The sequence below is a fragment of the Frondihabitans australicus genome (assembly GCF_003634555.1).
GTDB lineage: Bacteria > Actinomycetota > Actinomycetes > Actinomycetales > Microbacteriaceae > Frondihabitans > Frondihabitans australicus.
On record NZ_RBKS01000001.1, the window covers coordinates 3,807,530 to 3,832,999 of the forward strand.

A 25,470-nucleotide genomic window follows, 5' to 3' on the forward strand; every position below is an offset into this window, starting at 1 on the left:
AAGTATGCACATCATTGATTGAACTCGCAAGCATCAATCAATGAATTTAGTGATATTCTCGGAGCATGCCACTCGGAACCGACTACGCGACGCAGCACTGCGCGATCTCCCGCACTCTCGAGGTCGTGGGCGAGCGCTGGACCCTGCTCATCGTGCGCGACCTCTTCTACGGGATCCGCCGCTACAGCGACATGAAGAAGCACATCGGACTCCCGCCGGCGACGCTCACGTCGCGCCTCAACGGCCTGGTGGAGGAGGGGCTGGTCGAGCGCGTGCCCGCGGCGAGCGGTCGCGACGAGTACGCCCTCACCGAGAAGGGCGCGTCACTCTGGCCGATCGTGTCGAGCCTCGCCCAGTGGGGCAGCGAGAACTACGTCGACGCCGACTGCCGGATGAGCTACACGCACCGCGGCTGCGGTCCGATCGGCCGCACGGGCGCGTGCGAGAACTGCGGCATGTTCCCCGCCGCGTCGCGAATCGACGTGCAGCGCGGCGACGGCGTCACGGAGGACGTCTTCGCCCAGGCCCTGCGGCGCGAGCCGCACCCGCTCATGGAGCCGCTGCGGGTGTAGTGAGTGCCCAATACCTCCCAAAAACGACTCTGCACACCCGGATTCGCGTGTGCAGAGTCGTTTTTGGGAGGAAGAACGTCAGGCGCCGATGGGGTCGGTCTCCTGGTTGTGCTCCTCGGCCAGCGCGCGACCCTCGTCGGCCGCACGGTCGGCTGCGAGGCCGTCGTCGTCGGCGATGTGGCTGAACGACGCCATGCCCGAGCTGCGCCCGCCGGAGAAGAAGTCGGCGTACGTGGCGGCCGTGTCGCTGGTCAGTCGCAGCGGCCTCTCGGCCGGAATCGTCCGCAGCCCCGGGGGCAGGTCGGAGAGCTTCCGCTTCGGGTACACCTGGATCCTGACGGGGGAGACACCGGGCTGGCGGTGGTAGTGGCTGTCCTCGACCAACGATCGCCCCCTTCCGGCATCGTGCGGACTCAGTGGAGGCGCGTCGAATCGCGCTCACGGTCCGTCAGGCGATCCAACCATCCCGGGCGCGTTCAGGCAAAGGAGGGGCCGACCCCCTTGACGGGGCATGCTCCGAGCCGCTAGAGGGCGATTCGCGGGCCGCAATGCGCAGGATCAGGGGGACATCCGGCGAGCGTCTGCCCTGAAATCGGACACTCGTCAGGCTATCGGCGTAGCCAGAGAGACATGGAACGCATCCACTACGCCGACGAGTCCGTCCTCACCGGGTCGGAGATCGCCCAAGGCCTGCTGCACTATGCCGCGGCGCTGGCGCGGCGGGGGACGTCGGCCACGGTCGACATCCCGATCCGGAAGCCCGACGGGACCCTCGGCCGGGCGAGCTTCCTGCTGGGCCCGGCGAGCCAAATGGTCTCCGAGAGCGAGGACAGCCCCTACGAGGAGATCGTCGACCCTGGCCTCCTCGAGTCGTTCGCCTCCGAGGAGTCTCGCCTGGCGAACCCGCAGGCGGTCGCGGCCGAGCAGCCCCGCGCCGGTGAACTGCCCGACGTCGAGATCGACCTCTAGACCGACCGCGTCAGGCCGGCTGCGGCGCGACGGCGACCTTCAGCGGCAGTCGCGCCTCGACCTCGCCGTCGATGACGATCACCCACGAGTAGCCGCCCGGCGCGGGGAACGTGAGGTCGTTGACGTTCAGCGAGAACGGGACGATCTGCTCTGACCCCGGCGACAGAGCCGGCGGGCGGCCGACTCGAAACGTCGTGCCCCACTCGGCGGTGACGCGCTGCTCGGGCTCGCGCGGGTCGGGCTGGGTCATCGGGATCACGACGCCGTCCTCCGTCTCGAGGTGCACGCGCAGCTCGTGGTCGACGTCGGTCTCGGTCCACTCGACGTGGATCATCACGCCGAGCGCCACCCGCGGGAAGGCGAACGGGAAGGTCGGCGACACCAGGAGGTCCCAGCCGATGCCCATCGCGTAGATCTTGCCGTTGACGGTCTCGGCCGAGTCGGCGAGGAAGGCGGTGACGTTCATGGGTTCCCCTCGGATCGTGGGGCTGGCACCCCCGGCGGGCCTGCGGCTCACGCCCTAGGCCGAAGCTACTGCGGGCCCCTGGAATTCCCTCGGACACCACCCGAGCCGAAGCGCAGGATCCGATCCGGCAGCGCCAGAAAGGCCCCCTCGTCGTCGCGCCCCACCCTCGGCTCGACGTCCGGCAGAACTCTCGACGGCGCGAGCCCCGGCGCCGGCGCCCCGTCGGCCGCGAGCTCGGCGAGCGTGTAGTACTGCGGCGGAAGCATGTCGACGAGCCCTGCGTCGGCGTCGTCGACCGCTCGTGACACGGGCGTCCACGACGCCGTGACCGACTCGGTCGACACTGCCGCCGCCCGCTGCCCGTCGGGCAGGTGCGCCGCGAAGAACCACACACGGTAGCGCCGCTTGTCGAAACGGGGCGTGGTCCAGCGCGCCCAGGGCGAGAGCAGGTCGGTGCGGAGGGCGAGTGAGTGCTCGGCGAGCACGTCGCTGAACGCCACCTCGTGCGCCTCCAGGGCGCTCCTTGTCTCGCGCCACGTCGGCTCCTGCGTGTCGACGAAGCCGTCGGCGGACGACGCGAGCAGCACGCCGGTCTCCTCGAAGGTCTCGCGGACCGCTGCGCACAGCAGCGCCAGCGCCAGCGGCTCGTCGACGCCGAGGCGCGCGGCCCACTCGGCCGGGGTCGGGCCCGAGACCTGCGGCGCCCCGTCGAAGTCGCGCGGGTCGACCGAGCCGCCGGGGAACACCGCCATGCCCGGGGCGAAGGCGAGGCTCGGCCGGCGGACGAGCAGGAAGGCCTCGAGGCCTCCGCTCGAGACGCCCGCCGAGCGCAGCAGGATCACCGACGCCGCATCCCGGGGCGACACCGCGACGCGGTCGCCCCGCTCGATCATCGCGTCGGCGCGGGCCACGGCGTCGCTCAGCCGCAGTCGCTCCTCGTCAGGCCGCCGCGTCATCGCGACCCCCGACCTGCTCGAGCATCCACCGCCACGTCGGCGCGAAGACGGGTTCGCCGTCGGGCCGCAGCGGCGTGCGGTCGTTCACGCTCCGCCCGTGCGTCTGAAGCGGCGTGCCCAGCACGCGCGTCGACAGCAGCGCATGCGACCCGGTCGGCACGTCGCCCCTCACCTCGTGGCCGAGGTGCAGACGCCGCCAGGAGCCGACGATCCTCGCGTGGTAGACGTCGTGCACGTCGTCGAACGCGTACAACCGCGACCGCGGCGTCGCCCCCGGGTGGTCGAGCCAGCGCGCCGACACCCGACCGTAGGTCTCGACCGGCGACGAGAACATGAGGACTCCCTGCACCTCGTGCAGGTGGCTGATGAAGCCGGCCTCGCCGCCGCCCTGCGAGTGACCGGCGAGCACGATGCGCGACCAGTCGATCGTCGTGCCGTGCACGTACTGCGACCAGTCCCCGGCGGGATCGTGCTGCTCGAGGTACGTCAGGGAGTCGTGCAGACGGTCGAGGATCGAGTTCTCGGGCCCGATCCTGCTGAAGCGCGACGGGTCGGCGCCCGTGAATCGGTTCTGCTGCACCTCGCCGTAGCAGCGGGCGTCGCCGAGACAGGTGCGGGTGACGCTCGGCCCGATGTTCCAGTAGTCGAGCCCGAGCACCGAGAAGCCCTCGGCCGAGGCGGTGCGGAGGAACTCGCGATAGCCGAGCGGACGCTCGCCCGTCGCCGGCAGGAAGACGAGCAGCGACGTGCCGGGCCCCGGCTCCTGCGCCGCCTTCGCCAGGTTCATCTGGTCGGGCTTCAGCAGGGCCCGCCGGGCGTCGGGCAGCCGGAACGACAGCCAGCCGTCACCGAGAGCGGAGGGCGACGCGGTCGGCTTCGCGGGACTCGACCCGTGGTTCGTGACGACCGCGACGATGCAGAAGAGCAGGATCGCCGACACGCACACGGCGACGAGTGTCGCGGTACGAACCCTCGCCCCCGGTCTCGCCATAGGTGCCACAGTACGATGGACCGGTCCGCCGAGCCCGAAAGACCCGATGAGCAGCGCCTCCCCGCAGACCCCTCACGCCCCCGCGACGCCGTCGGCACCCCGATCCCGCGCACCGCGCCTCCACGAGATCGACGTCGTGCGCATCCTCACCTTCGCCTGCGTGATCGGCGTGCACACCACCAGCCACACGGTCGCCTCGACCGACGTGCCGCTCTACGGCCTGCTCGCCCTGCTGCACTTCACCCGCCAGGTGTTCTTCGCGCTCACCGCGTTCGTGCTCGCCTACGGGTACTTCGCGAAGGCGGCCCCCGCGCCGTTCCTGCGGTCGCTGCCCCGTCGGCTCCTGCTGGTCGGCGTGCCGTACGTCACCTGGTCGGTGATCTACTTCGCGGCCTCGAACCTGCGCTCGCCGCACTACACGTTCGGCGAGGCCCTCGCGGCGCTCGGGCTGCACCTCGTGCAGGGCACCGCCTGGTACCACCTGTACTTCCTCCTCGTGACGATGCAGGTGTACGTGCTGTTCCCCGTCTTCCTCTGGGTGGTGCGGAAGACCGCGCGGTTCCACTGGCTGCTGCTCTCGCTGGCGTTCGCGTACCAGCTCGTCATCACGTGGTTCTACCGCTATTCCGCCCACTCGCTCGGGTTCGTGTCGGCACACTCGAAGAGCCTGTTCGTGTCGTACATCTTCTTCATCCTCGCGGGGACGGTGGCGGCGTACCACGCGAAGGAGTTCCTGGCCTGGGTGCGCTCGCACCGAGGAGTCGTCGCGATCATCACCGCGGCGACCGGAGTCGGCACCCTCGTGTTCTTCGGCGTCTCGATCGCCAACGGGGTGAGCCTCTACCGGGCCGGCACCCCGCTGCAGCCGGTGATCATGGTCTGGGCGGTCGGGGTCGGCCTCGGCTTCCTCGCCTTCGGCACCTGGTGGGCCGACCGCCGCGTCGAGGGCAGCTCGCTGGCGCGCGGAGTGGCCGTCGTGTCGGACCGCTCCTTCGGGATCTTCCTGGCGCACCCGATGATCCTGTGGCTCATGCTGTTCGTCGGCGACGACTGGGTCGAGGGGCACGTGCCGACGCCGTGGCTCACGCTGGTCTGCTACGTGATCGTCGTGCTGCTCGCCTACGGCATCTCGACCGTGGCGCGACGCACTCCGGTCAGTCTGCCGCTCGCGTGGCGCCCATGGCGCGCGCGCCGTCGCGGGCCCGCCGGGCCCGCCGTCGCGAAGCCGGCGGACGCCGCCACGGCGTAACGAGACCTACGACTGCCCGCCGACCGCGGGCTCACCCACGAACGCGTGGCTCTCGCCGGCCAGCTCGAGCCACAGCTCGGGGTCGGCGATCGTCACCCAGTCGCCTCCGTCGGCGTGGCGGGAGGCGATGCCGCGCGACACGAGGTCGTCGGCGCGCGCCTGGGGCAGCTGGATCACGAGCAGCTCGCCCTCGAGGTAGGCGAAGAGGTTGCCGTCGACGGTCAGGCCCTCGTCGGTGACCGTGACGTCGTCGTCTTCGTCCTGGCTCAGTTCGACGGTGACGTCGTCCCACGCGTTCGCGATGCGCTCGTCCATGCTGGTGCTGCCTTTCGTTCGGTGGCACCAGTCTGGCAGGGGTTCGCCCCCGCGTCCCCCCGTGCTGGTGGCACCCGAAGGCGGACTCGTGGCCGAATGCCGGCCGTTCGTACGCTGGGAGCCGAGTCGCAGGATCCTGCGCCCCGCCCCTGCCAGCCCCACCCGTCGCCGGCGCACCGGCCGTACCCCCTGGAGGACCCCGTGAACCCGACCACCGGCCTCGTCCGCGGTCTGCCCGCGTACACCTGGGTGCTCGTCAGCGTCGTCTCGGCCGTGCTCGGCGCGGCCGGCCTCGTCGGCACCGTCATCACGCTGCTCGCCCTCACCGCGCGCGGCATCGGCGGCTTCGACGCCGCGATCGCCCCGATGGTGGCGATGCTGCTCGGTCTCGTGGGCCTGTCGCTGTGCCTCACCGCCCTGCCGCGCGTCTCGCACCGCGAGGCGGAGGCGGGCTACACGACCGTGCCGCTGCTCGCCGGCGACCTCCCGCTGCGCGACCCGCACGACGGCCGCGTGCTCATCCCCGCCGGCACCGTCGTGCCGCTGCCGTACCGCGTCAGCCTGCGGCCCGCTCGTCGCGGGCTCGTCCCCGTCACCGCCGCCGCGTAGCCGCCCGGCGCGGCGAGGCCGGCTCGCGACCGCGGGCGTCGGAGGGGGCCGGTAGGTTCGCCGCATGAGCACTCCCGTCGTCACGCCCGAGCAGCGCCGCGCCCTGATCGTGCGCCGGCACCACCTCGGCGGTGGGGCCGAGAGTGCGGAGCAGGTGGCCGAGAGCCTCGTCGGGCTGCATGCCACGGATCCTGCGACCGTGTACCTCTCGGTGCTCGCCCGCGGCCGCGACCTCACGATCGCCGGGCTGCAGGAGGCGATGTACGAACGCCGCAGTCTCGTGCGCTGGATGGCCATGCGCCGCACTCTGTTCGCGTTCCCCACGGCGACGGTGCCGATCGTGCAGGCGGGCGTCAGCCGACCGCTCGCCGCGACTCTGCGGCGTCAGCTGGTCAGTCGCCTCACCCGCAACGGCACCGAGCCGGCCATCGAGGGCGACGTCGGTGAGTGGATCGAGTCGGTCGAGGAAGGTGCTCACGCGGCACTGCTCGCCCGGGGCAGCGCGACCGGCGTCCAGCTGAGCGCCGACGAGCCGCGGCTCCGCACCACGATCACGCCCCGCGCGCCCTCCGACCTGCCGGCGAACGTCACCAGCTCTCTGCTCGTCGTGATGAGCTGCGACGGCCTCATGGTGCGGGGCACGGCCACGGGGGAGTGGACCACCCGCCAGCACCGGTGGGAGCCGGTCGAGCACTGGTTCCCCGACGGGCTCCCCGCGCTCGAGACCGCCGACGCCCAGGTGTCGCTCGTGCGGTCGTGGCTGGGAGCCTTCGGGCCGGCCCCGGTGTCCGACCTCGAGTGGTGGACGGGCTGGACCAAGACGGCCGTCCGCGCCGCCCTCTCGCGCCTGCCCGTCGTCGAGGTCTCGCTCGGCGACGCCGGCCCGGGCGTCGCGCTGCCCGAGTCACTCGACGAGATCCGGGCGCAGGATCGCTCTGCCGCCGCTCCCGATCCGTCGATCGCCCTCCTCCCGTGCCTCGACCCCACCCCGATGGGATACAAGACCCGCGACTGGATGTTCCCCGGCGGCCCCGACGGGCACTACGACCGCAACGGCAACCTCGGCCCGACGCTGTGGTGGGGCGGCGAGGTCGTCGGAGTGTGGGGCGTCGCGGCGTCGGGCGAGGTCCGCACGCGGGTGCTCGTCGACCGGGGCGCGTCGGTGGTCGCCGCCGCTGCGGAGGCCGCCGCCACGCTGCAGTCGCGCCTCGGCGGCGCCGTCGTGCGCCCCGTCTTCCCCACGGCGCTCGAGCGCGCCCTCGTCGCCTGACCCGCCTGGTCAGGGGCCCGTGAGCGCCGCGTAGACGAGCGGCCCGAGCAACGCGGCCACCGCGTCGTCGATGTCGTCCGGGTCGTCGCCAGGCGCGGCCCGCAGCGCCTCGCACGCCGCCGCCCGCACCGGATCGCCGCCGCGCATCAGCGTGGCAACCGCCGGGTCGAGCTGCGCCGCTGCGAGGAGCGCGAGGTACGACGCCCCGGCATCGGTCGAGGCGAGGAACCCGGCCACGCGCCGACGGAAGGCGTCGAGGTCGCCTGGGTCGTCGGCTCCTGCGGCCAGATCGCGACCGGCGTCGACGACGCACGCCTCGTAGAGGATCTCGGCCTTCGTCGACCACCAGCGGTACACGGTCTGGCGGCCGACGCCGGCGCGCTCGGCGATGCCCTTCATGGTCATCGCCTCGTAGCCCTCTTCGACGAGCAGGTCGTCGACCGCCATGAGCACGGCGAGACGGACGGTCTCGCTCCGCGGGCGCCCCCGAGCCGCGGCCTCGCCGATCTTGGTCTGCATGCGACCACTATAACGAGACAGTGTGTCTCTGAACTGTGCTACGGTCTATTCGAGACACCATGTAACGAAAAGAAGGCCATGACCACCGCAGCAGCCCCCACCCGGTTCGCCGCCCTGCGCGACCGACACTCACGCCCGTACCTCTTCGCCGCGGGCCTCGCCATGATGGGCGACAACATCGAGCACGTCATCACCTACTGGGTGCTCTGGCAGAAGTTCCACTCGACGGCCCTCACCGGGTTCGAGATCATCAGTCACTGGCTGCCGTTCCTGCTGCTCTCGGTCACGTTCGGCGGGCTGGCGCAGCGCTACGACTGCCGCCGACTGATCCAGATCGCCCAGGTGCTGTTCATGTGCGTCTCGGTCGTCTGGGGCATCCTCTTCGCCACCGACACCCTGCAGGTCTGGATGGCGTGCGTCCTCCTCGTGCTCCACGGCTGCGCGGGCTCGCTCTGGGCGCCCGCCGAGCAGCTGCTGTTGCACGACTTCGCCGAGCCCGCCGACCTGCCGGGCGCGATCCGCCTCAACGCCACGTTCCGCTCGCTCGGCATCCTGTTCGGGCCGGCCGTCGGCTCGGTGCTGCTCCTCGGCCTCGGGCCGCACTTCGGCATCTGGGCAAACGTCGTGTTCTACCTGCCGATGACGATCCTGCTCTTCCGCACGCCCTTCACCGGCCACACGCGCGACGGGGTGGCCATGGGGGCAGGAGCCAAGCCGGTCGGCGGCCCGGGCGCCGCCATCTTCGGTTCCGTCCGAACGATCCGCGAGGTGAGGCTCGCGCCCGCGGTGGTGTCCATGCTCGTGCTCTCCGGCCTCATGGCGCTCTTCGTCGGCGGCGCGATCCAGGTGTCGATGCCCGAGTTCGCCGTGGCGCTCGGGGCGGGCAGCGCCGGGCTCGCCTACGGCGTGCTGCTCTTCGCGAACGGGATCGGGGCGGTGCTCGGCGGGTTCCTGCTCGAGGCGATCGGCGTGCTCAAGCCGAACGTGCTCACGGCGGTGCTCGGGACCATCTTCTTCGGCGGGTTCATCCTGCTCTTCGCGACCACCGGCTCCTACTGGCTCGCGGTCGTCGCGCTCGTCGTCGCGGGCGTCGCGAACATGGCGTCGATGTCGTTCAGCCAGAGCATCGTGCAGCTCATGGCGCCGCCGGGCGAACGCGGGCGGATCGTCGGCCTGTTCAGCACGGTGTCGAGCGGGTTCCGCACCGGGTCGGGCATCATCCTCGCCGTGCTCGGGGCCATCGCAGGGTTGCGCGGGGCGCTCGCGTGGTCGGCGCTGATCCTCTTCGTCGGCGCGATCGTCATCGGGCTCTGGACCTGGTGGGACGTCCGGCGCGATCGAAGGGCGCCGGCGCTACCCTGAGAGCCTCATGGCACTCCGCTTCGTCCGGCTCCGCAACGAGACCGTCGAGCTCTTCCGGTCGTCGCGCGCCCCCGTGCGCCTCGAGATGCGGTGGCAGTTCGGCATCGTGTCGGCGCTGGTCGTGCTGATCTGCTGCCTGGCGCTCGGGCCGACGGCGGGCGCGGTGTCGTCGTTCGGCGCCATGGTGTCCCAGTGGCAGAACGGTCGCCCGCTCCTGCTGCGGATCCGCACGATGCTGCTCGCCACCGCGGCGATGACCGCCTCGACGGCCCTCGGCGTCACCGGTGCGCGGCTGGGCTGGCTCGTCACGCCGCTGCTCGTCGCGATCATCCTCGTCATGGCGACCCTGTACTACACGTTCGTACAGCTGCAGGGCCCCGGCCCGCTCACGCTCTTCTACGGGGCGGCCTTCGGCAGCTACCTGGGGCAGAGCCCAGCGATCGGCTGGCACGTGGTCTGGGTCACGGCGCTCGCGGGCGTCCTCGCCACGATCCTCGCGAGTCTCGCCGCCCTCCGCGACCCGCACTCGCCCGAGAGGCTCGCCATCGCGCAGGCCCGCGAGGCCGTCGACACGTTCGAGAGCGTCCGGCCCTACGGCCAGGTCGTCGACACGAAGATCCTCCGAGCTGCGCGGGCCGAGGCCTACCAAGCGCTCGACCGGGCCTGGATCACGATCCACGCCGCCCGGGCGGGCCGCCGCTCGACCACGATGGACACCGCGATGATGGTCATCAACCGCCGCCTCTCGGCCGCCGTCGCGTCGTCGATGAAGTGGCCGAACCCGTCCAAGGTCGAGTCGCCGCCCGAGCTCCAGAGCCGCCTGACCCTCGGCTTCCGCGCCCGCCACGGCTTCCGGCTGTCGTCGGTGGCCTGGTTCACGGCCTGGCGCATCGGCGCCGCCGGGCTGGTCGCCGGACTCGTCTCGTCGGCGGTCGGCGTCGGCCACCCCTACTGGTCGATCCTCACCTCGACGATCATCGTGCAGGTGTGGATGTCGCGCATCAGCGTCACCCGCCGCGCCATCGCCCGTGCGATCAGCACCGTGATCGGCTCGCTGCTCTTCGCCGGGATCACCCTTCTGGGCGTGCCGCCGTGGGTCGAGGTCGGGCTGCTGATCCTGTTCGTGATCCTCATGAACGTGACGATCCTCGCCAACTACGCCCTCGGCGTCATCTTCCTCACCCCGATGGCGCTGCTCTCGAGCGAGATCGGCAACGGGCTCAGCGGCGCCGCTGGCCTCTCGCTCGCCGGAGACCGGGTCGTGCAGACCTTCATCGGCGCGGCCGTGTCGCTCGTGGTGATCTGGCTGACCGGGCTCAGGATCCCCAAGCGCGTCGCTCTCGACCAGTTCCGCCGCACCGTCGCCGCCATCGAGGCCCTCCTCGACAGCCTCTCGCGCACCGGCCGTTCGGCGACCACCATGGCCCACCGCAGCGAGCTGCAGTACGAGCTGGTGACGAACGGCACCGCCGCCGCCCGGGCGTCGGAGGACGACCCCGCCCTCGCCGACTGGCAGCGCGCCGAACGCGTCATGGCCGACCTCGGGTACGCGGCGCTCGCCGCCTGCTGGCTGCCGAAGCCGGCTCTCGACGCGCCCGTGCCGGAGGCCGCCGACCTGCTCGAGCGGGGGCTCGCCGACGGCGACGGGATCCTGCGCGACCCCGACGACGCCGCCGAGTTCCTCACGCGGGTCCGCGACACGCTCAGCGAGTTCGACGAGGCGCGCACCGGGGCGATCCGCACCGTCCTGCCGAGGCGCAGGCAGCAGGAGCCGCCGGAGCCGTCGGCGGGCTGACGACTCGGCGGCTCTCGGGGCCGGACAAAGCGTGCGGCCGAACGTTGGAGGTGGCCCGACTGCTCGCGGCTCCTGCGGCGGCGTACCGTCGAACCATGACCACCCTTTCAGCGCCCGGCAGCCGCATCATCGGGTTCGGGCACTACCAGCCCGAGCGCGTCCTCACGAACGACGAGCTGTCGACGATGGTCGATACCAGCGACGAGTGGATCCAGACCCGCACCGGCATCAAGACCCGGCACATCGCCGCCGAGACCGACACCGTCTCGAGCATGGCGATCGAGGCCGGCCGGGCGGCGCTCGCCGACGCCGGCATCGATCCCGGCGAGGTCGACCAGGTGCTCGTGGCCTCGACCAGCGCGACCGACCGCACCCCCTACGCGGCCGGCCGTGTCGCCGTCGCGCTCGGCATGAACGGCCCGGCGCCCATCGACATCAACACGGCCTGCTCGGGCTTCGAGTTCGCCTGCGCCATCGCCGACCAGTCGATCCGCACCGGCTCGGCGCGCACCTCGCTCGTGATCGCGTCGGAGAAGATCTCGGGGCTGGTCGACTGGACCGACCGCTCGACCTGCGTGCTCATCGGCGACGGCGCCGGAGCAGCGGTGGTCCAGGCCGCCGACGAGCCCGGCATCGGGCCGGTCACCTGGGGCTCCGTGCCCGAGCTCGTCAACGCCGTGCTCGTCGACGGCGACCCGCAGCGCTTCTCGCAGGAGGGCCGCTCGATCTACCGGTGGGCGATCACCGAGGCGGAGTCGCACGCTCGCGCGGTCGTCGAGAAGGCCGGCTACAGCATGGACGACATCGAGGTGCTCGCGTTCCACCAGGCGAACCTGCGCATCGTCGAGCCGATCGCGAAGGCGCTCGGCGGCGAGTCGAAGTGGGTGCTGCGCGACGTCGTCGAGTCGGGCAACACGTCGGCCGCGAGCGTGCCGCTCGGCCTCTCGAAGGCGTGGCACCGCGGCGAACTGCCCGAGGGCGTGCCCGCGCTGCTCATGGGCTTCGGCGGCGGCTTCGCCTTCGCCGGCCAGGTCGTGACGACTCCCACCCGTCGCGCGTAGCGAGCGGCGGGGTCGTCCGGGGTACGCGATCGGGGTACGGGTCTCGGATCCTGCGGCACTAGAGCACATCGTTCGGAGCGGCTGCGCGAATCGGATGGCCCCAGTGGGAGTGGCACTCCAAAAGGGACTGGGGGAGGGGTCGCCGATTTCGGATCATCGATCCTGAGGTTCACCCGGTTGCTGCTCAGGTCAGAGGTCAGCGCACGTGTGAGGCGGTCTTACCAGCCGCTCGGCTCCCGGCCTCACGATGCCCCGAGGACCACCAGCCATGGCCGATCACAAAGCCAGAATCCCCCTCAAGAAGCGCCTGCTCACCGCGGGCGCCCTCGTGACCAGCGCCCTCCTCATGGGCCTCGGGATCACGCAGGTCGTCGGTGCCACCGCCAACGCGGCCGGCTCCGCGTTCTCCTGCGATGAGAACACCCTCTACGCCATCAACTCGTCCGGCGCGTTCGAGTCGATCGTGGCGAACTCCGGCGCGGCGACGACGCTGCCGTCGCAGAGCCCCTCGAACAACGCCCTCGGCATCTCCCAGAACGGCACCTACGCCTGGTCGACGCTGAACACGACCGCGGCGAACGCCAGCGGCACCATCGTGCGCTACGACCCCGTCGCCGGCACCTCCACGAACTTCTCCGCGTACGTCCCCGCGAACACGTACCGCGGCGCCGTCGACCCGTCGACCGGCATCTACTACTACGCGCAGGGCAACACGACCAGCGCCGCCGTCTACGGCTTCAACACCACCACGAACACCGCGATCGGCCAGGTCGGCGTCCTGTCGCTCAACCAGGCGTCGACCGGTGACTTCGCGTTCTCGACCACGGGAACCCTGTACGTCGTCTCGGGCAACGAGGTCGACCGCGTCAACGCCAAGCTCCCCACCACCTCGTCGACGGCGGCCATAGGAGTCACCAAGATCGCGCAGCTCGGCTCGGTGACCGCGAGCCCCGGCATCGCCTTCTCGACCAACGGCTACCTGTACGTCGCCGTGAACGGCAACGTCCAGCAGATCAACCCGTCGACCGGCACGACCGTCAACACCTACGCGATCAACGACGGCTCGGGAAACACCTTCACCCCGACCGACCTCGCCTCCTGCAACTACGCCGACAGCCTCCAGGCCCAGGCGAGCGTCGACCAGCGCTGGCAGTCCGGCGACCAGTTCACGCTGACGATCCAGGGCGACTCGAACAACACCCTCTCGTACGGCAACCAGGCCACCACGACGGGTTCGGCCACGGGCACGCAGTCGGCGACCGCCGGCTCGAACCTCGTCACGGGCGGCAACACGTACACGGTCAAGGAGACCCCGTCGGGCACGACGAGCCTCGCCAACTACTCGACCACCTACTCCTGCACCGACGCGAAGAACAACGTCGTCACGTCGGGCAACGGAACGACAGCGACGGTGGTGACGCCGACCTCGTCCGACACCGACATCAGCTGCCTCTTCACCAACAAGCTCACCGCCGTGCACACCTTCGCCGGCAACGACAGCTACTCGACGCCGCTCAACACGACCCTGAACGTCGCCTCGCCCGGCGTCCTCGCCAACGACGGCGGCACCGGCAACGCGATCGTCAGCAACACCAGCCCCGCCAACGGCACGGTGACCCTGAACAAGACCGACGGCTCGTTCCAGTACGTCCCGAACACCGGATTCGCGGGCACCGACACCTTCACCTACACCGACCAGGACTCCTCGGGCACCCAGAAGACCGCGACGGTCACCGTCGTCGTCGGCCCGGTCGCGACCGACGACTCCTACACGGCCACGGCCGGCACCGCCGACGTCGTGAACGCGAGGAACGGCGTCCTCGCCAACGACCGCGGCACCGGCCTCACCGCCTCGAACGCCTCGACGCCGGCCCACGGCACCGTCGCGCTGAACGCCGACGGCTCCTTCACCTACACGCCGACCGGCACCTACTCCGGCACCGACACCTGGACCTACACGGTCACCGACAGCGGCGACCACACCGCGACCGGCACCGTCACCATGACGATCAAGCCGAAGGCCGTCGACGACACCCTCCCCTCGACCCTCGCCAACACGGCCGAGACGGTGCCCTCGTCGACCGCGCTCTCCAACGACACCGGCTCGAACCTGACGATCACCGCCGTCGGCACGCCCTCCCACGGCACCGCGACGCTGAACGGCGACGGCACCTCGTTCGTCTACACGCCGACCGACGGCTACTCGGGCACCGACTCGTTCTCGTACACGGTGAGCGACGGCACGTCGACCGGGACGGCGACCGAGCACATCACGGTCACGCCGAAGGCCGTCGACGACCAGGCCTCCTCGGCTCCTGCGGGCCAGGCCGACTCGATCTCGTCGTCGTCGCTGCTCGCCAACGACAAGGGGTCGTCGCTGACGATCACGTCGGTCGGCTCGGCGACCGGCGGCACGGTGTCGCTCTCGGGCGACGGCTCGACCGTCACCTTCACCCCGGCCGCCGGCTTCTCCGGCCAGGCGTCGTTCCAGTACACGGTGACCGACTCGCCGAACGGCACGACCGGCTCGGCGACCGTGACGATCCCGATCACGCCGACCGCCGGCTCCGGCAGCACCACCGCGACCTCGGGCGTCAAGGACTCCGTCGACGCCGCCCACGGCGTGCTCTCGGGCGCATCGGGCACCGGCCTCACCGCGACGGTGAAGGACCAGCCCTCGCACGGCTCGCTCACGCTGAACTCCGACGGCTCGTTCGACTACACGCCGAGCGCCAGCTACTCCGGCTCGGACTCGTTCACCTACACCGTGAAGGACTCCTCGGGCAGCACGACCACGGGCACCGAGACCATCACGGTCCTGCCCAAGGCGAACGCCGACACCCTGCCGCAGACCGTCTCGGGGATCGCTGAGACCGTCGACGGCTCGACCCTCACGGCGAACGACAACGGCTCGAACCTCAGCGTGCAGAGCGTGGGCGCCCCCGCCCACGGCAGCGCCAAGCTGAACGCCGACGGCACCGTCACGTACACGCCGGCGACCGGCTTCTCGGGCACCGACACGTTCCCGTACACGGTCACCGACGGCTCGACCCTCGCGAGCGGCACGGTCACCGTGGTCGTCACGCCGAAGGCCGTCGCCGACACGCTCCCGTCGACGAACGACGTCACCCCGATCACGCTGCCCGCGAGCGACTTCCTGGGCAACGACCTCGGCTCGGGCCTGTCGATCACATCGGTCGGCGCCCCGTCGCTCGGCCAGGTGGTCCTGAACGGCAACGGCACCGTCACCTACACCCCGCAGTCCGGCTTCTCGGGCACCTACGCGTTCACCTACACGGTGACCGACTCCGAGGGCCGCACCAGCTCGGCCACGGCCACCATCACGGTGACGCCGGACGCAGGATCCCCGAGCACCACGGCGACCGCCGGTCAGACCGACCACGTCTCCTCGACCGACGGCCTGCTGTCGCAGGCCACGGGCACCGGCCTCACCGTCGCCCTGACGTCGCAGCCGGCGAACGGCACCGTGACCCTCGGATCGGACGGCGCCTACGACTACACGCCGGCCGCCGGGTTCTCGGGCACCGACACCTTCACCTTCACCGTGACCGACCAGTCGGGCAACACCTCGACCGGCACGGCGACCGTGACCGTGCTGCCGAAGGCCGCCGACGACTCGGCGAACGCCGTCGCGGGCCACGACCTAGACCTGAAGCCGTCCGACCTCCTGTCGAACGACCTCGGCACGGGCCTGTCCGTCACGGGCGTCTCGCAGCCCGCCGACGGCGCCGCGACCCTGAACAACGACGGATCGGTGACCTACACGCCGGCCGCCGGGTTCTCCGGCCCCGACACGTTCACCTACACGGTGACCGACCAGGCCGGCAACACGTCGACCGCCAGCGTCGACGTGACCGTCGCCCCCGTCGCGAAGAACGACACCGCCACCACGGCCGCCGGTCAGAAGCTGACCGTCGCGCAGGCCAGCGGCGTCCTCGCCAACGACGAGGGCACCTCGCTCACGGCGGCCCTGGCGACCCAGGCCGCGCACGGCACCGTGGCGCTCGCCGCGGACGGCTCCTACACCTACACCCCGGCCTCGGGCTTCTCGGGCAAGGACTCCTTCACCTACAGCGCGACCGACCGGTCGGGCCAGGTCGTCACGGCCACGGTCTCGATCGACGTGACGCCGGTGGCGAAGGACGTCACGGCCACCGGGCTCGCCGGGTCTCCGGCCCACCTGGACACCCCGGGCGTTCTGTCGGGCGACATCGGCACGGGCCTCACGGTCACGGCGGTGAACGGTTCCGGAGCTCCTGGTGCCCAGGTCACGACCCCCGCCGGCAACACGGTGACGGTCGGATCGGACGGCACGTTCGACTTCACTCCGGCCCCCGGCTTCTCGGGAGTCGACACGATCCCCGTGACGGTGACCGACGCCTCGGGCCTCTCGACCACCGGCCACGTGATCGTGACCGTGAACCCGAAGGGCGTCAACGACTCGTACTCGACCCCCGCGAACACGGCGCTGCCGATCGCGGTCACCGGCCAGACCGGCCTGCTGGGCAACGACCTCGGAACGGGCCTCACGGTCACCGGCGTCACGAACCCGGCGGTCTCGCACGGCACGCTGACCAAGCAGTCGGACGGCTCATACCTCTACACGCCGAACAACGGCTTCTCGGGCACCGACAGCTTCGGCTACACGGCCACCGTCGCCTCCGGCCTCACGGCGACGGCGACCGTCACGATCATCGTCGGCGACCAGGCGGCGGACTACACCGCGACCGTCCCGGCCGGCTCGCCCTACGGCGTGACCGCGCAGAACGGGCTGCTGAAGAACGCCTCGGGCTCGGGGCTCACCCCGTCGCTCGACCAGGCGCCGCAGCACGGCACCGTGGTGGTGAAGGCCGACGGCTCGTACACCTACACCCCGGCCAAGGGCTTCTCCGGCACGGACTCGTTCACCTACCGGGTGACCGACTCGTCCGGGCAGGTCTCGACCGGTCAGGTGAACATCATGGTCACCCCGACGGCGACGAACGACTCGGAGAAGATCGGCTCGGGCTCGACGCTCACGCTGAAGTCGCCGGGCGTGCTCTCGAACGACAACGGCACCGCGCTGCTCGTCACCGCGGTCGGCACCCCGTCGAAGGGCGGCACCGCCACGATCAGCGGCGCCGGCCAGCTGGTCTACACGCCGAAGCCGGGCTTCTCGGGCACCGAGACGATCCCGTACACGGTCACCGACCAGGACGGCCAGACGGCCGACGCCACGGTCACGGTCGACGTCACCCCGGTGGCGACGAGCGACACCGAGCAGACCATCGCCGGCCACACCGTGACGGTCTCCGCCGCGAACGGCCTGCTGGCGAACGACTCGGGCTCCGGCCTCACCGCCGCGCTCAAGACGGCGCCGAAACACGGCACGGTCACGGTGAACCCCGACGGCTCGTACACCTACACGCCCGACAAGGGCTTCGCCGGCCAGGACTCCTTCGTCTACACGGCGACGGACGCGGACGGCCAGGTGACGACCGCCACCGCCACGATCAACGTGCTCGCCGCGGCGACCGCGAAGAGCGTCACGGTGCACGGCAAGCCGGGCCAGAAGGTCACCATCGCGCCGCTGAACAGCGACACCCCGACGGCGGGCGCGAACTTCGACCCGACGACCCTGCAGCTGATCGACCCGTCGACCGGCACGGCCGTGAACGCGTTCACGATCCCCGGCAAGGGCACCTTCGCGGTGGTCGACGGCCAGGTGACCTTCACCCCCGTGGCGAAGTTCACCGGCTCGGCCTCCATCGGCTACCAGGTGTCCGACTCGGCCGACCAGCTGGTCAGCGCGACGATCACGGTCGTCATCCCGAAGCCCGGAACCCCCGCGGCCGCAGGATCCGACCCCACCCCGGTGGCAGCCTCGGGCGGCGCCGCACCGAAGCCCGGCTCCCTCGCCTTCACGGGAAGCCGTGGCGTGTCGGGAATGCTGATGATCGGCTTCGGCGGGATCCTGCTCGGCTTCGTGCTCGTGCTGATGCGCCGCTTCCGCCGCGAGGCGCCGGGCCCCCGTCGTACCGGGATCTGATCGACTGAACGCCCCCGAACGACCTCACCGCCTCGCGCTGCGAGAGGTGCAGGTCGCTCGGGGGCGTTCATGCGTCGGGGCCGACTACGTGCCGGGGCCGCCGCGCATCGAGATCGCGATCTCGTCCGCATCGAGCGACTCGAGCACGTAGCCGAGCATGTCGGCCGAGAAGGTGCCGTCGTCGCGGGCGTCGAGCAGGGCCGCGCGCTGGGCGTGCAGGATCTTCAGCCGCCCGTCGCGGTCCAGCGTGTTCGGATCGGCGCCGTCGAGCACGTCGTTCGCGGTCGACCGCATCATCTCGAAGAGCTTCGTGCGTTCGTCGAGTGCCAGCGCCGGATCCTGCTTCGCCGGCTTGAGCAGGCCGACCAGCCAGCCGATGGTGCCGCCCTGCAGCAGGAGCGACCCGACCGCCACGACGAACGCGAGAAACACCAGCAGAGCCTGGTGTGGCGCCGATGCCCCGAGTGTCTCGGCGGCGGCCAGCGTCACGGCGCCGCGCATGCCGGCCCAGACGAGGATCGTGCCCTCCTTCCAGCCGAGCGGCGCCTGCAGGAAGTACTCGATGTCGGCGAGGCCGCGACGGAGGCGGGCGTTGAACTGCGCCATCCGCGAGGGGCTCGGCATGCGCGCCTCGCCCCGCTGCGTGCGGTCGGTGCGGGCCCGGCGCTCGGGGCGGGCGGCGCGGGAGGGGAGGAGCGACTCGTCGGCGGGGGTGTCGCCCGGCTCCTGCGACCCGGTCGTGCCCGCCGTGGCCGACGTCTGCGCGGCCGCGATCGACGGCTGCGGGGGCGTCGCGCTCGCCGGCGCCTCGATCGCCTTCTGCTCGCCGGCGGCGAGGCTCTTGCGGGTGATGCGGTCGTCTGCGGTGATCGCGCCGCCGGAGGCGATCTTGGCCTGCATGCTGGTGATGCGCTCCTTGAGCGCCTCGCCGCGCTGCGCGTTCTTGCGCAGCAGGAAGAGCAGCGGGCCGACGTACGCGGCCCGGATCAGGATCGTGAGCACCAGCGCCCCCGCCGCGATGCCGATGGCCGCCGCGACGCCGGTCGACTCGCCCGACAGCTTCGCCGCGAGCCCCGTCATCTGCAGCCCCGTCACGAGGAAGAGCGCGCCCTCGAGCACGAGCTCGATCGTGCGCCAGTTCTGCGCGTCGGAGAGCCGGTGCTGCGGGGAGAGCAGACGCGGCGCGAGGGTGCCCGTCACGAGCCCGGCGACGACGGCCGCCACGAGACCGGACGCCTGCAGCATCTCTGCGGGGATCGAGGCCACGAAGGGCGCCGCGATCGAGATCGCCGTGTTGACCGTCGCATCCTGCACCCGACGCCGCGTGTAGAGGTTGAGGAGGCCGACGGCCCACCCGATCGCCACGGCCACGGCGACGGAGTACGCGAACGTGCCGATCGCGCCGCCGAACTGGAAACCGGCGGCCACGGCGGCGATCGCCGACTTCAGGGTGACCAGCGCGGTCGCGTCGTTGAGCAGGCTCTCGCCCTCGAGGATCGCCGTGACACGCGACGAGACCCCGACCTTCTTGATGATGCCGGTCGCCACCGCGTCGGTCGGGCTGATGATCGCCCCCAGAGCGATCGCCCACGCCAGCGGCAGCCCCGGGATCACGAGGTGGAAGAACAGGCCCAGGAGCACGGCCGACACGATCACGAGCGCCACGCTCAGCCCGCCGATGGCACCGAACTCGCGCCGGAAGTTCATCGTCGGCATCGCCACTGACGACGAGTACAGCAGCGGGGGCAGGACCCCTGCCAGGATCCACTCCGGGTCGATCCGGTCGACGTGCAGGCCCTGCGAGATCGGCAGGAGGCTCACGCCGATGCCGAGCAGGGTCAGCAGCAGCGGCGTGGCGATGCCTATCCGGGGCTCGAACGCCGTCGCGGCGGCGATGGCGACGAGGCCGAGGACGCCGATGATGAGCAGTTCCATGCCCCTAGGGTGGCATGTCGCTCGCGCCCCGGTTCGCGGTCAGCCGCCGCCGTGCCCCGAAGCGGCCTCGTCCGCCTCGATGCTGCGGAGAGCGCGATTCCACCGCGTCGACTCGATGCGCGAGCCGACGGTCAGGAGAACCACGAGCGCACCGAGCACGACGAACCATTCCCAGCCGAGCACGAGGGCGAGCGCGCAATACCAGAGTCCCATGGAGAAAAGCGTGGGCCAGGCGGCGCGATTGGTCGCCCTGCTGAAGGCGATGCTGAGACGGACGAGCTCGCGCCACTCGGCGTCCACGGACTCGCGACCGCGGATCTGACGGGTCAATCGGCGTCGCTCGTCCGGTGACAGGAAGGCCCAGAGGGTCTCCGAGCGCGGTCGCGGCACCTGAGGCTGGAGTCGATGCTCGCGCCGGGCCCTCGCCCACGACGCGAGTCCCACGACGACCGAGGCGGCGACCAGAGCAGCATCGACGACGACCAGCCGGACGTGCCGCGAGCCGAGGCTCAGGGTGATCGAGAGCGATCCCATCAGCGCCCCCAGGATCACGGCCAGCATCTGGACAGAGATGATCCTCACCCGGACGCCGTCGGTCAGCGCGTCGTGGATGCGATCAACCGTGGCCTGCGTCCGCGCGGCAGCGGTCCGCGGATCGGCCGGACCGGCACCCGGCACGGCCGACAGCGAATGAGAGTCGCTCATGCACGCAGGCTATTCGGTCGGCGCACGGCGCACTCAGGCGGTGCGACCCCAGGCCCGCAGGGCGGCGACGGTCGCGGCGACCAGCCGCTCGAAGCTGCGATCGATGTCGAGCGGCATGCCGTACCCGCCGCCGGTCTCGAGCGACACGAATCCGTGCAGCGTCGCCCGGAAGAACCTGATCGCGTCGAGAGCATCGTCGCCCGAGAGGTCGTAGGCGCCGAGCATCGCCACGATCAGGGTCAGCACCCGCTCGCTCGCCTCGAGGTTCGCTTCGTCGGCAGGATCCCCGGCCGCCCACGTGAACGAGTACTGCCCGGGGTGCTCCGCCGCCCACCCCCGGTAGGCGTGAGCGACCGCGGCCACCGCGTCGTCGCCCGACCGGCCCACCGCGGCGCTCCGCATGGCGTCTCCCAGAGAGAGCTTCGCCCGCAGCATGAGGCCGCGCTGCAGGGCCGGGAGGCCGGCCACGTGCTTGTAGAGTGACGGGATCTTCACGCCGAGGCGGTCGGCCACGGCGGCGAGGGTGAGCGCCTCTGCTCCTGCGCCCGATCGCGCGAGCTCGTCGACGAGGTCGGCCGCTGTGGCTGTCACCACGTCGGCGCTGAGGCCCGCCCTAGGCACCGAGGTGCAGCCCGTGCAGGAACGAGACGATCGCGGGGTGCACGACCTCGGGCCGCTGCGTGTGCGGGTAGTGGCCGGCGTCGTCGACGATGAGGGTCTCGGCGCCGAGCTGCCCGGCGACCCACGCGGCCTCGGCGGGTGCGTCGGGCCAGTCGGGGTCGAGCGCGCCCATGACGACGAGAGCGGGCTTGTGGACGCTCGCGATGAGTTCACCGGACAGCGTGTGCGTCGTGTGAGTCGTCTGCGAGAACGCCTTCGCGTGGCCCGGGCGCTTGAGGGCGGCCGAGAGGTCGGTGCGGTACGCGTCGAAGTCGACCGGCTTGGTGCCCTTGTAGAGGCTCGGCAGGTAGGAGTTCCAGACCGGGCGAGCCCACGCGGGGGCGAGCATCGCACGGAACAGGAGCAGGGCGAGACCCGACCGGTTCTGCGGGTCGCGGGCCCACGGCCCGATCATCGCGAGACCCTGGACCAGCTCGGGGCGACGTGCGGCGACGATGACCGACACCGCGGCGCCCATGGAGTTGCCGACGAGCACGGCCGGGCGGCCGAGGTGTTCGAGCAGGGCGATCGTGTCGTCGGCTGTCGCCTCGTCGCCGTAACTCGTGAAGCTGGTGTCGCTGTCGCCGTGCCCGCGGAGGTCGGCGGTGACGGCGGTGAAGCCGGCCTCGGCGACGGCCGGCGCGAGGAAGCGGAAGGTCGAGCGGATGTCGCCCATGCCGGGGATCATCAGGACGACAGGGCCGGTGCCCTGCGTCTCGTAGGCGATGCGCCCCTCGGGGCGCTGGAGGAAGCGGGTGGTGCTTCGGTTCTCTGTCGCGTTCATGATGGCTAATGTAGTTAGCCATACGGCTACTGTCAATAGCTTTTTTTGGGGTTTGTTTCGTATTGGTTAATATGTGAATATTGGTTCGCAATCCGAGTCACGCGACCGGCGATGGTGCCGGAAAGGACACGAACCGTCATGAAGACCAGCTCCCGGGCATGGAGAATCACGAGTGTCGGGGGCAAGGCGTCCTATCTCGTCGCAGCGGGTCTGACCATGTTCCTCGTCGTCCTGCTCCTGCAATTCGGACTCGGAGACGACTGGGGTCTCGTCGGCAGCGCCCTGTCGACTCTCCTTGTCGTCGGGCTCGGCACCCGCCTGTTCCGCGCCTCTGCCGAGCCGGTCGAGGCGCCACGAGTCTGGTGGCGCATGACGGGCAGGGCCACTGCGGGGTGGGTGCTGGGTGCCCTGTTCGGGATCTCGGCGCTGATGGGCGCCGTGAGTCTCGCAAGAGCATCGTCGACCGCCGTCACGATCGTCGCCGATGGCCTCGTCGCGCTCGCGTACCTCAACTCCTCCTGGCGCCTGTCCAGGGGATTTCGGGGGCGGGCGGCACAGGACTAGGTTGGAGGCGGCCTGCGCGATCCGCGGGCCGTTCGGGCAACGACGACGAACCGGGACGGTCCGCCGACGAAGCGAGCCCGCGCCCGGTTCCGCGAGAGAACGGGAATCGGGAATGACGCCACAGGCCGGCAGCGAACTGCGAGACAGCGCGACGCAGGGGTCCCCGGGCGACACCCGTCCGCACGTCGTCATCGTCGGGGGCGGCTTCGCCGGCATCGCCACTCTCAAGGCGCTGAAGCACGCACCGGTCCGTGTGACGCTTATCGACCGCCACGTCTACAACATGTTCCAGCCGCTCATGTACCAGGTCGCCACGGGCGGCCTCAACGCCGGCGATGTCACGTACTTCCTCCGCAGTCTGCGCAACCGTCAGCCGAACGCGAACTTCCAGCACGGCCTCCTCAAGCGGATCGACACCGAGAACCGCGTCATCACGCTGGCCGACGGCGAGGAGATCTCGTTCGACGCCCTCGTGCTCGCCAACGGCGTCAACACCAACTACTTCGGCACGCCGGGCGCCAAGCAGTACGCGAAGTCGATGTACTCCAGGTCGCAGGCGCTCCGGATCCGCGACGAGCTCTTCACCCAGCTCGAGAAGGCCGCCGTACGCGAGGGCAACACGACCGAGGTCCGCGTCGTCATCGTCGGCGGCGGCTCGACCGGCGTCGAGATGGCCGGCGCTCTCGCCGAGCTCCGCGACCAGGCCCTCGTCACGGCCTACCCCGAGATCGACCGCAAGAGCATCACGATCACCCTCGTGCACCGCAGCGCCGAGCTGCTCAAGCCGTTCGCACCGCGCCTGCGCCGGTACGCGGCGGAGAGCCTGCGGCGCCGTGGTGTCGAGCTCCGGCTGAACACCGGTGTCGCCGAGGTGCTCGCCGACGGGGTGAAGACGACGGACGGCGAGGTGATCCCGGGCGAGCTGGTCATCTGGGCGACCGGCGTCACCGCCCACGGCGAGGTCAACGAGTGGGGTCTCGAGCAGGGGCAGGGCGGCCGGATCCTGGTCGGCTCCGACCTGCGCGTGAAGGGCCACGACCGGATCTTCGCCGTCGGCGACATCGCGCTCACGCCGAAGCCGCTCGACCAGCTCGCGCAGCCGGCGCTGCAGGGCGGCGTGCACGTGGCCGAGCAGATCCAGCGGATCCTGGAGGGTAAGCCGACGCGCACCTTCCGCTACCACGACCGCGGCACCATGGCGACGATCGGGCGGCACGCGGCCGTCGCCCAGCTGCGCGGCGGCATCACGCTGACCGGCGTGCCGGCGTGGTACACGTGGATCCTGATCCACATCTACAGCCTCCTCGGCAACAGCAACCGCATCACGACGATGGCGCACTTCGTCTCGCGCTACGCCTGGTTCGCCTACCGCAAGGCCGTGCCGATCGTGGGTGACGTGCGGCCGGTCAAGAAGCACGGCGACCGCGTCGAAGAGGTCTTCGCGGCCACCGAGTCGCGCGCCTAGAACAGCGTCGGTGCCGCGGCCCTGGGCGCAGGAGCCTCGGAACCCTTGCCGCGCCGACCGTGCAACGCGAACAGATCGTGCACCTCGGGCCCCGGCAGCCGGAAACCGTGGCGGAGCATCGCCGGCCTCAGTCTCGCGTGGAACTCGCCCGCGTACTCGCGTGACGCTCGAGTGCCGTCGCGGTAGATGCGCCGGTAGCCCGCCGACAGGTGCGGGTGCTCGCGGTCGACCCAGGCGAGGTAGAGCTCTTTGACGCCCGGCTGGAGGTAGAGGAGCGTCGGCAGGACGTTGGTGGCGCCGGCGCCCTCGATCGCGGCGAGCAGCTCGTCGATCTGCTCGGCCGAGTCGGTGAGGCCGGGAAGGAAGGGCGCGGCGAACACAGTGCAGTCGAGCCCCGCGTCGCGGATCGCCCGCACGGTCGCGAGCCGGGCCGAAGCGCTCGGCGTGCCCGGCTCCATGAGGTGCTGCAGCTCGTCGTCGACGACCGCGATCGAGAGCCCCAGTTGCACGTCGACCTTCCGGCTCGCCTGCACCAGCAGGTCGAGGTCGCGACGGATCAGCGACCCCTTGGTCAGGATCGAGAAGTCGACACCGGCCCCCGCCAGGGCCTCGATGATCCCCGGCATGAGGCGGTAGCGCCCCTCGGCCCGCTGGTAGGGGTCGGTGTTGGTGCCGAGTGCGACGCGGTCGGGCAGCGTGCGCTTCTTCGCCAGCTCGGTGCGGAGCACCTCGGCGACGTTCGTCTTGACGACGATCTGCGTCTCGAAGTCGGTGCCGAGACCCATGCCGAGGTGCTCGTGCGTCGGTCTGGCGTAGCAGTAGATGCAGGCGTGAGAGCAGCCGCGGTAGGGGTTGATGGTCCACTCGCCGGGCAGCATCCTCGCGGTGTCGGGCACGTGGTTGAGGGCGGACTTCGCGAGCACCTCGTGGAAGGTGATGCCGGCGAACTCGGGCGTCCGCACGCTGCGCACCAGGCCGCTGACTCGCTCGAGCCCTGGCAGCGCGCCGGCCTCGACGGCGTCGACGCGCTGGCCCGACCAGCGGATGTCGGCGGCGGCGCCGGCGGAGTTCTCGGAGGGATTCACGCGGGCAGGCTACGCGCAGCCACCGACATCGCCGGCGGGCTCCTCCCGCGACACTTCGCGACACCTGCGACGCGGCGTACTGTCGCAGG

The 25,470-nt window shown here is 71.0% G+C and carries 22 protein-coding genes; 11 read left to right on the forward strand and 11 right to left on the reverse strand.

The features are described from left to right. Positions 1-65 precede the first annotated feature (65 nt). Entirely contained in the window at positions 66-572 is a 507-nt protein-coding gene (locus tag C8E83_RS18135; RefSeq protein ID WP_121371473.1) for a winged helix-turn-helix transcriptional regulator, read from the forward strand. A gap of 78 nt (positions 573-650) precedes the next feature. Here C8E83_RS18135 and C8E83_RS18140 read toward each other — a convergent pair whose 3' ends face one another. Further along, the gene (locus C8E83_RS18140; RefSeq protein WP_121371474.1) at positions 651-956 is read right to left on the reverse strand and encodes a hypothetical protein; all 306 of its coding nucleotides are present in this window, start codon (positions 954-956) and stop codon (positions 651-653) included. Between the two features lie 246 nt (positions 957-1,202). Here C8E83_RS18140 and C8E83_RS18145 point away from each other — a divergent pair, with 246 nt between their 5' ends. Then, entirely contained in the window at positions 1,203-1,541 is a 339-nt protein-coding gene (locus C8E83_RS18145; protein ID WP_121371475.1) for a hypothetical protein, read from the forward strand. A gap of 10 nt (positions 1,542-1,551) precedes the next feature. Here the strand turns inward: C8E83_RS18145 and C8E83_RS18150 are convergent, their stop codons facing one another. The 3 genes from C8E83_RS18150 to C8E83_RS18160 all read right to left on the reverse strand — a co-directional run bounded on the left by C8E83_RS18150 (position 1,552) and on the right by C8E83_RS18160 (position 3,954). Further along, the gene (locus C8E83_RS18150; RefSeq protein WP_121371476.1) at positions 1,552-2,007 is read right to left on the reverse strand and encodes a DUF6941 family protein; all 456 of its coding nucleotides are present in this window, start codon (positions 2,005-2,007) and stop codon (positions 1,552-1,554) included. 65 nt (positions 2,008-2,072) lie between these two features. Further along, entirely contained in the window at positions 2,073-2,963 is an 891-nt protein-coding gene (locus C8E83_RS18155) for an NUDIX hydrolase (protein ID WP_121371477.1), read from the reverse strand. Further along, a complete protein-coding gene (locus C8E83_RS18160; RefSeq protein WP_170160005.1) occupies positions 2,947-3,954 on the reverse strand; it encodes a BPSS1187 family protein in 1,008 nt (335 codons plus the stop codon). Before C8E83_RS18160 ends, C8E83_RS18155 begins: the two co-directional genes overlap by 17 nt. 46 nt (positions 3,955-4,000) lie before the next feature. On the opposite strand from C8E83_RS18160, the gene C8E83_RS18165 reads away from it, so the two are divergent. After that, entirely contained in the window at positions 4,001-5,203 is a 1,203-nt protein-coding gene (locus C8E83_RS18165) for an acyltransferase (protein ID WP_170160006.1), read from the forward strand. 6 nt (positions 5,204-5,209) lie between these two features. On the opposite strand, the gene C8E83_RS18170 is transcribed toward C8E83_RS18165, so the two are convergent. After that, the gene (locus C8E83_RS18170) at positions 5,210-5,518 is read right to left on the reverse strand and encodes a hypothetical protein (RefSeq protein WP_121371480.1); all 309 of its coding nucleotides are present in this window, start codon (positions 5,516-5,518) and stop codon (positions 5,210-5,212) included. 96 nt (positions 5,519-5,614) lie between these two features. Here C8E83_RS18170 and C8E83_RS18175 point away from each other — a divergent pair, with 96 nt between their 5' ends. Together C8E83_RS18175 and C8E83_RS18180 are read left to right on the forward strand one after the other, a co-directional pair. Further along, a complete protein-coding gene (locus C8E83_RS18175; protein ID WP_147430243.1) occupies positions 5,615-6,127 on the forward strand; it encodes a hypothetical protein in 513 nt (170 codons plus the stop codon). Positions 6,128-6,191: 64 nt separating this feature from the next. Then, positions 6,192-7,397, forward strand: a complete 1,206-nt coding sequence (locus C8E83_RS18180; RefSeq protein ID WP_121371482.1) for a winged helix DNA-binding domain-containing protein — start codon at positions 6,192-6,194, stop codon at positions 7,395-7,397. Between the two features lie 9 nt (positions 7,398-7,406). On the opposite strand, the gene C8E83_RS18185 is transcribed toward C8E83_RS18180, so the two are convergent. After that, positions 7,407-7,916, reverse strand: coding sequence for a TetR/AcrR family transcriptional regulator (locus C8E83_RS18185; protein WP_211331730.1), 510 nt, complete (start codon positions 7,914-7,916; stop codon positions 7,407-7,409). A 78-nt stretch (positions 7,917-7,994) separates the two neighbouring features. On the opposite strand from C8E83_RS18185, the gene C8E83_RS18190 reads away from it, so the two are divergent. The 4 genes from C8E83_RS18190 (at position 7,995) to C8E83_RS18205 (ending at position 18,183) form a co-directional block, all read left to right on the forward strand. After that, entirely contained in the window at positions 7,995-9,278 is a 1,284-nt protein-coding gene (locus C8E83_RS18190; RefSeq protein WP_121371483.1) for an MFS transporter, read from the forward strand. A 7-nt stretch (positions 9,279-9,285) separates the two neighbouring features. Continuing rightward, complete coding sequence (locus C8E83_RS18195) at positions 9,286-11,073, forward strand: FUSC family protein (protein ID WP_121371484.1); 1,788 nt, start codon at positions 9,286-9,288, stop codon at positions 11,071-11,073. Positions 11,074-11,168: 95 nt separating this feature from the next. Continuing rightward, positions 11,169-12,134 carry a beta-ketoacyl-ACP synthase 3 gene (locus C8E83_RS18200; RefSeq protein WP_121371485.1) on the forward strand — a complete coding sequence of 322 codons (966 nt, stop codon included), beginning with the start codon at positions 11,169-11,171 and terminating at the stop codon, positions 12,132-12,134. A gap of 268 nt (positions 12,135-12,402) precedes the next feature. After that, the gene (locus tag C8E83_RS18205; protein ID WP_121371486.1) at positions 12,403-18,183 is read left to right on the forward strand and encodes an Ig-like domain-containing protein; all 5,781 of its coding nucleotides are present in this window, start codon (positions 12,403-12,405) and stop codon (positions 18,181-18,183) included. An 84-nt stretch (positions 18,184-18,267) separates the two neighbouring features. Here C8E83_RS18205 and C8E83_RS18210 read toward each other — a convergent pair whose 3' ends face one another. The 4 genes from C8E83_RS18210 to C8E83_RS18225 are packed head-to-tail and all read right to left on the reverse strand — an operon-like array spanning position 18,268 to position 22,267. Further along, positions 18,268-20,118 carry a cation:proton antiporter gene (locus C8E83_RS18210; protein ID WP_121371487.1) on the reverse strand — a complete coding sequence of 617 codons (1,851 nt, stop codon included), beginning with the start codon at positions 20,116-20,118 and terminating at the stop codon, positions 18,268-18,270. 39 nt (positions 20,119-20,157) lie between these two features. Next, positions 20,158-20,823, reverse strand: coding sequence for a hypothetical protein (locus C8E83_RS18215; protein WP_121371488.1), 666 nt, complete (start codon positions 20,821-20,823; stop codon positions 20,158-20,160). Between the two features lie 33 nt (positions 20,824-20,856). Then, positions 20,857-21,414, reverse strand: a complete 558-nt coding sequence (locus C8E83_RS18220) for a TetR/AcrR family transcriptional regulator (RefSeq protein WP_245981816.1) — start codon at positions 21,412-21,414, stop codon at positions 20,857-20,859. A 22-nt stretch (positions 21,415-21,436) separates the two neighbouring features. Further along, positions 21,437-22,267 carry an alpha/beta fold hydrolase gene (locus tag C8E83_RS18225; protein WP_121371490.1) on the reverse strand — a complete coding sequence of 277 codons (831 nt, stop codon included), beginning with the start codon at positions 22,265-22,267 and terminating at the stop codon, positions 21,437-21,439. Between the two features lie 138 nt (positions 22,268-22,405). On the opposite strand from C8E83_RS18225, the gene C8E83_RS18230 reads away from it, so the two are divergent. Continuing rightward, positions 22,406-22,831: a hypothetical protein gene (locus C8E83_RS18230; RefSeq protein WP_121371491.1), complete on the forward strand. Its 426-nt coding sequence runs from the start codon at positions 22,406-22,408 to the stop codon at positions 22,829-22,831. 112 nt (positions 22,832-22,943) lie between these two features. Next, positions 22,944-24,296: an NAD(P)/FAD-dependent oxidoreductase gene (locus tag C8E83_RS18235; protein ID WP_121371492.1), complete on the forward strand. Its 1,353-nt coding sequence runs from the start codon at positions 22,944-22,946 to the stop codon at positions 24,294-24,296. Here C8E83_RS18235 and C8E83_RS18240 read toward each other — a convergent pair. Continuing rightward, entirely contained in the window at positions 24,293-25,342 is a 1,050-nt protein-coding gene (locus C8E83_RS18240) for an Rv2578c family radical SAM protein (protein ID WP_121372002.1), read from the reverse strand. The two genes, C8E83_RS18235 and C8E83_RS18240, sit on opposite strands and share 4 nt — an antisense overlap. Positions 25,343-25,470: the final 128 nt, after the last annotated feature.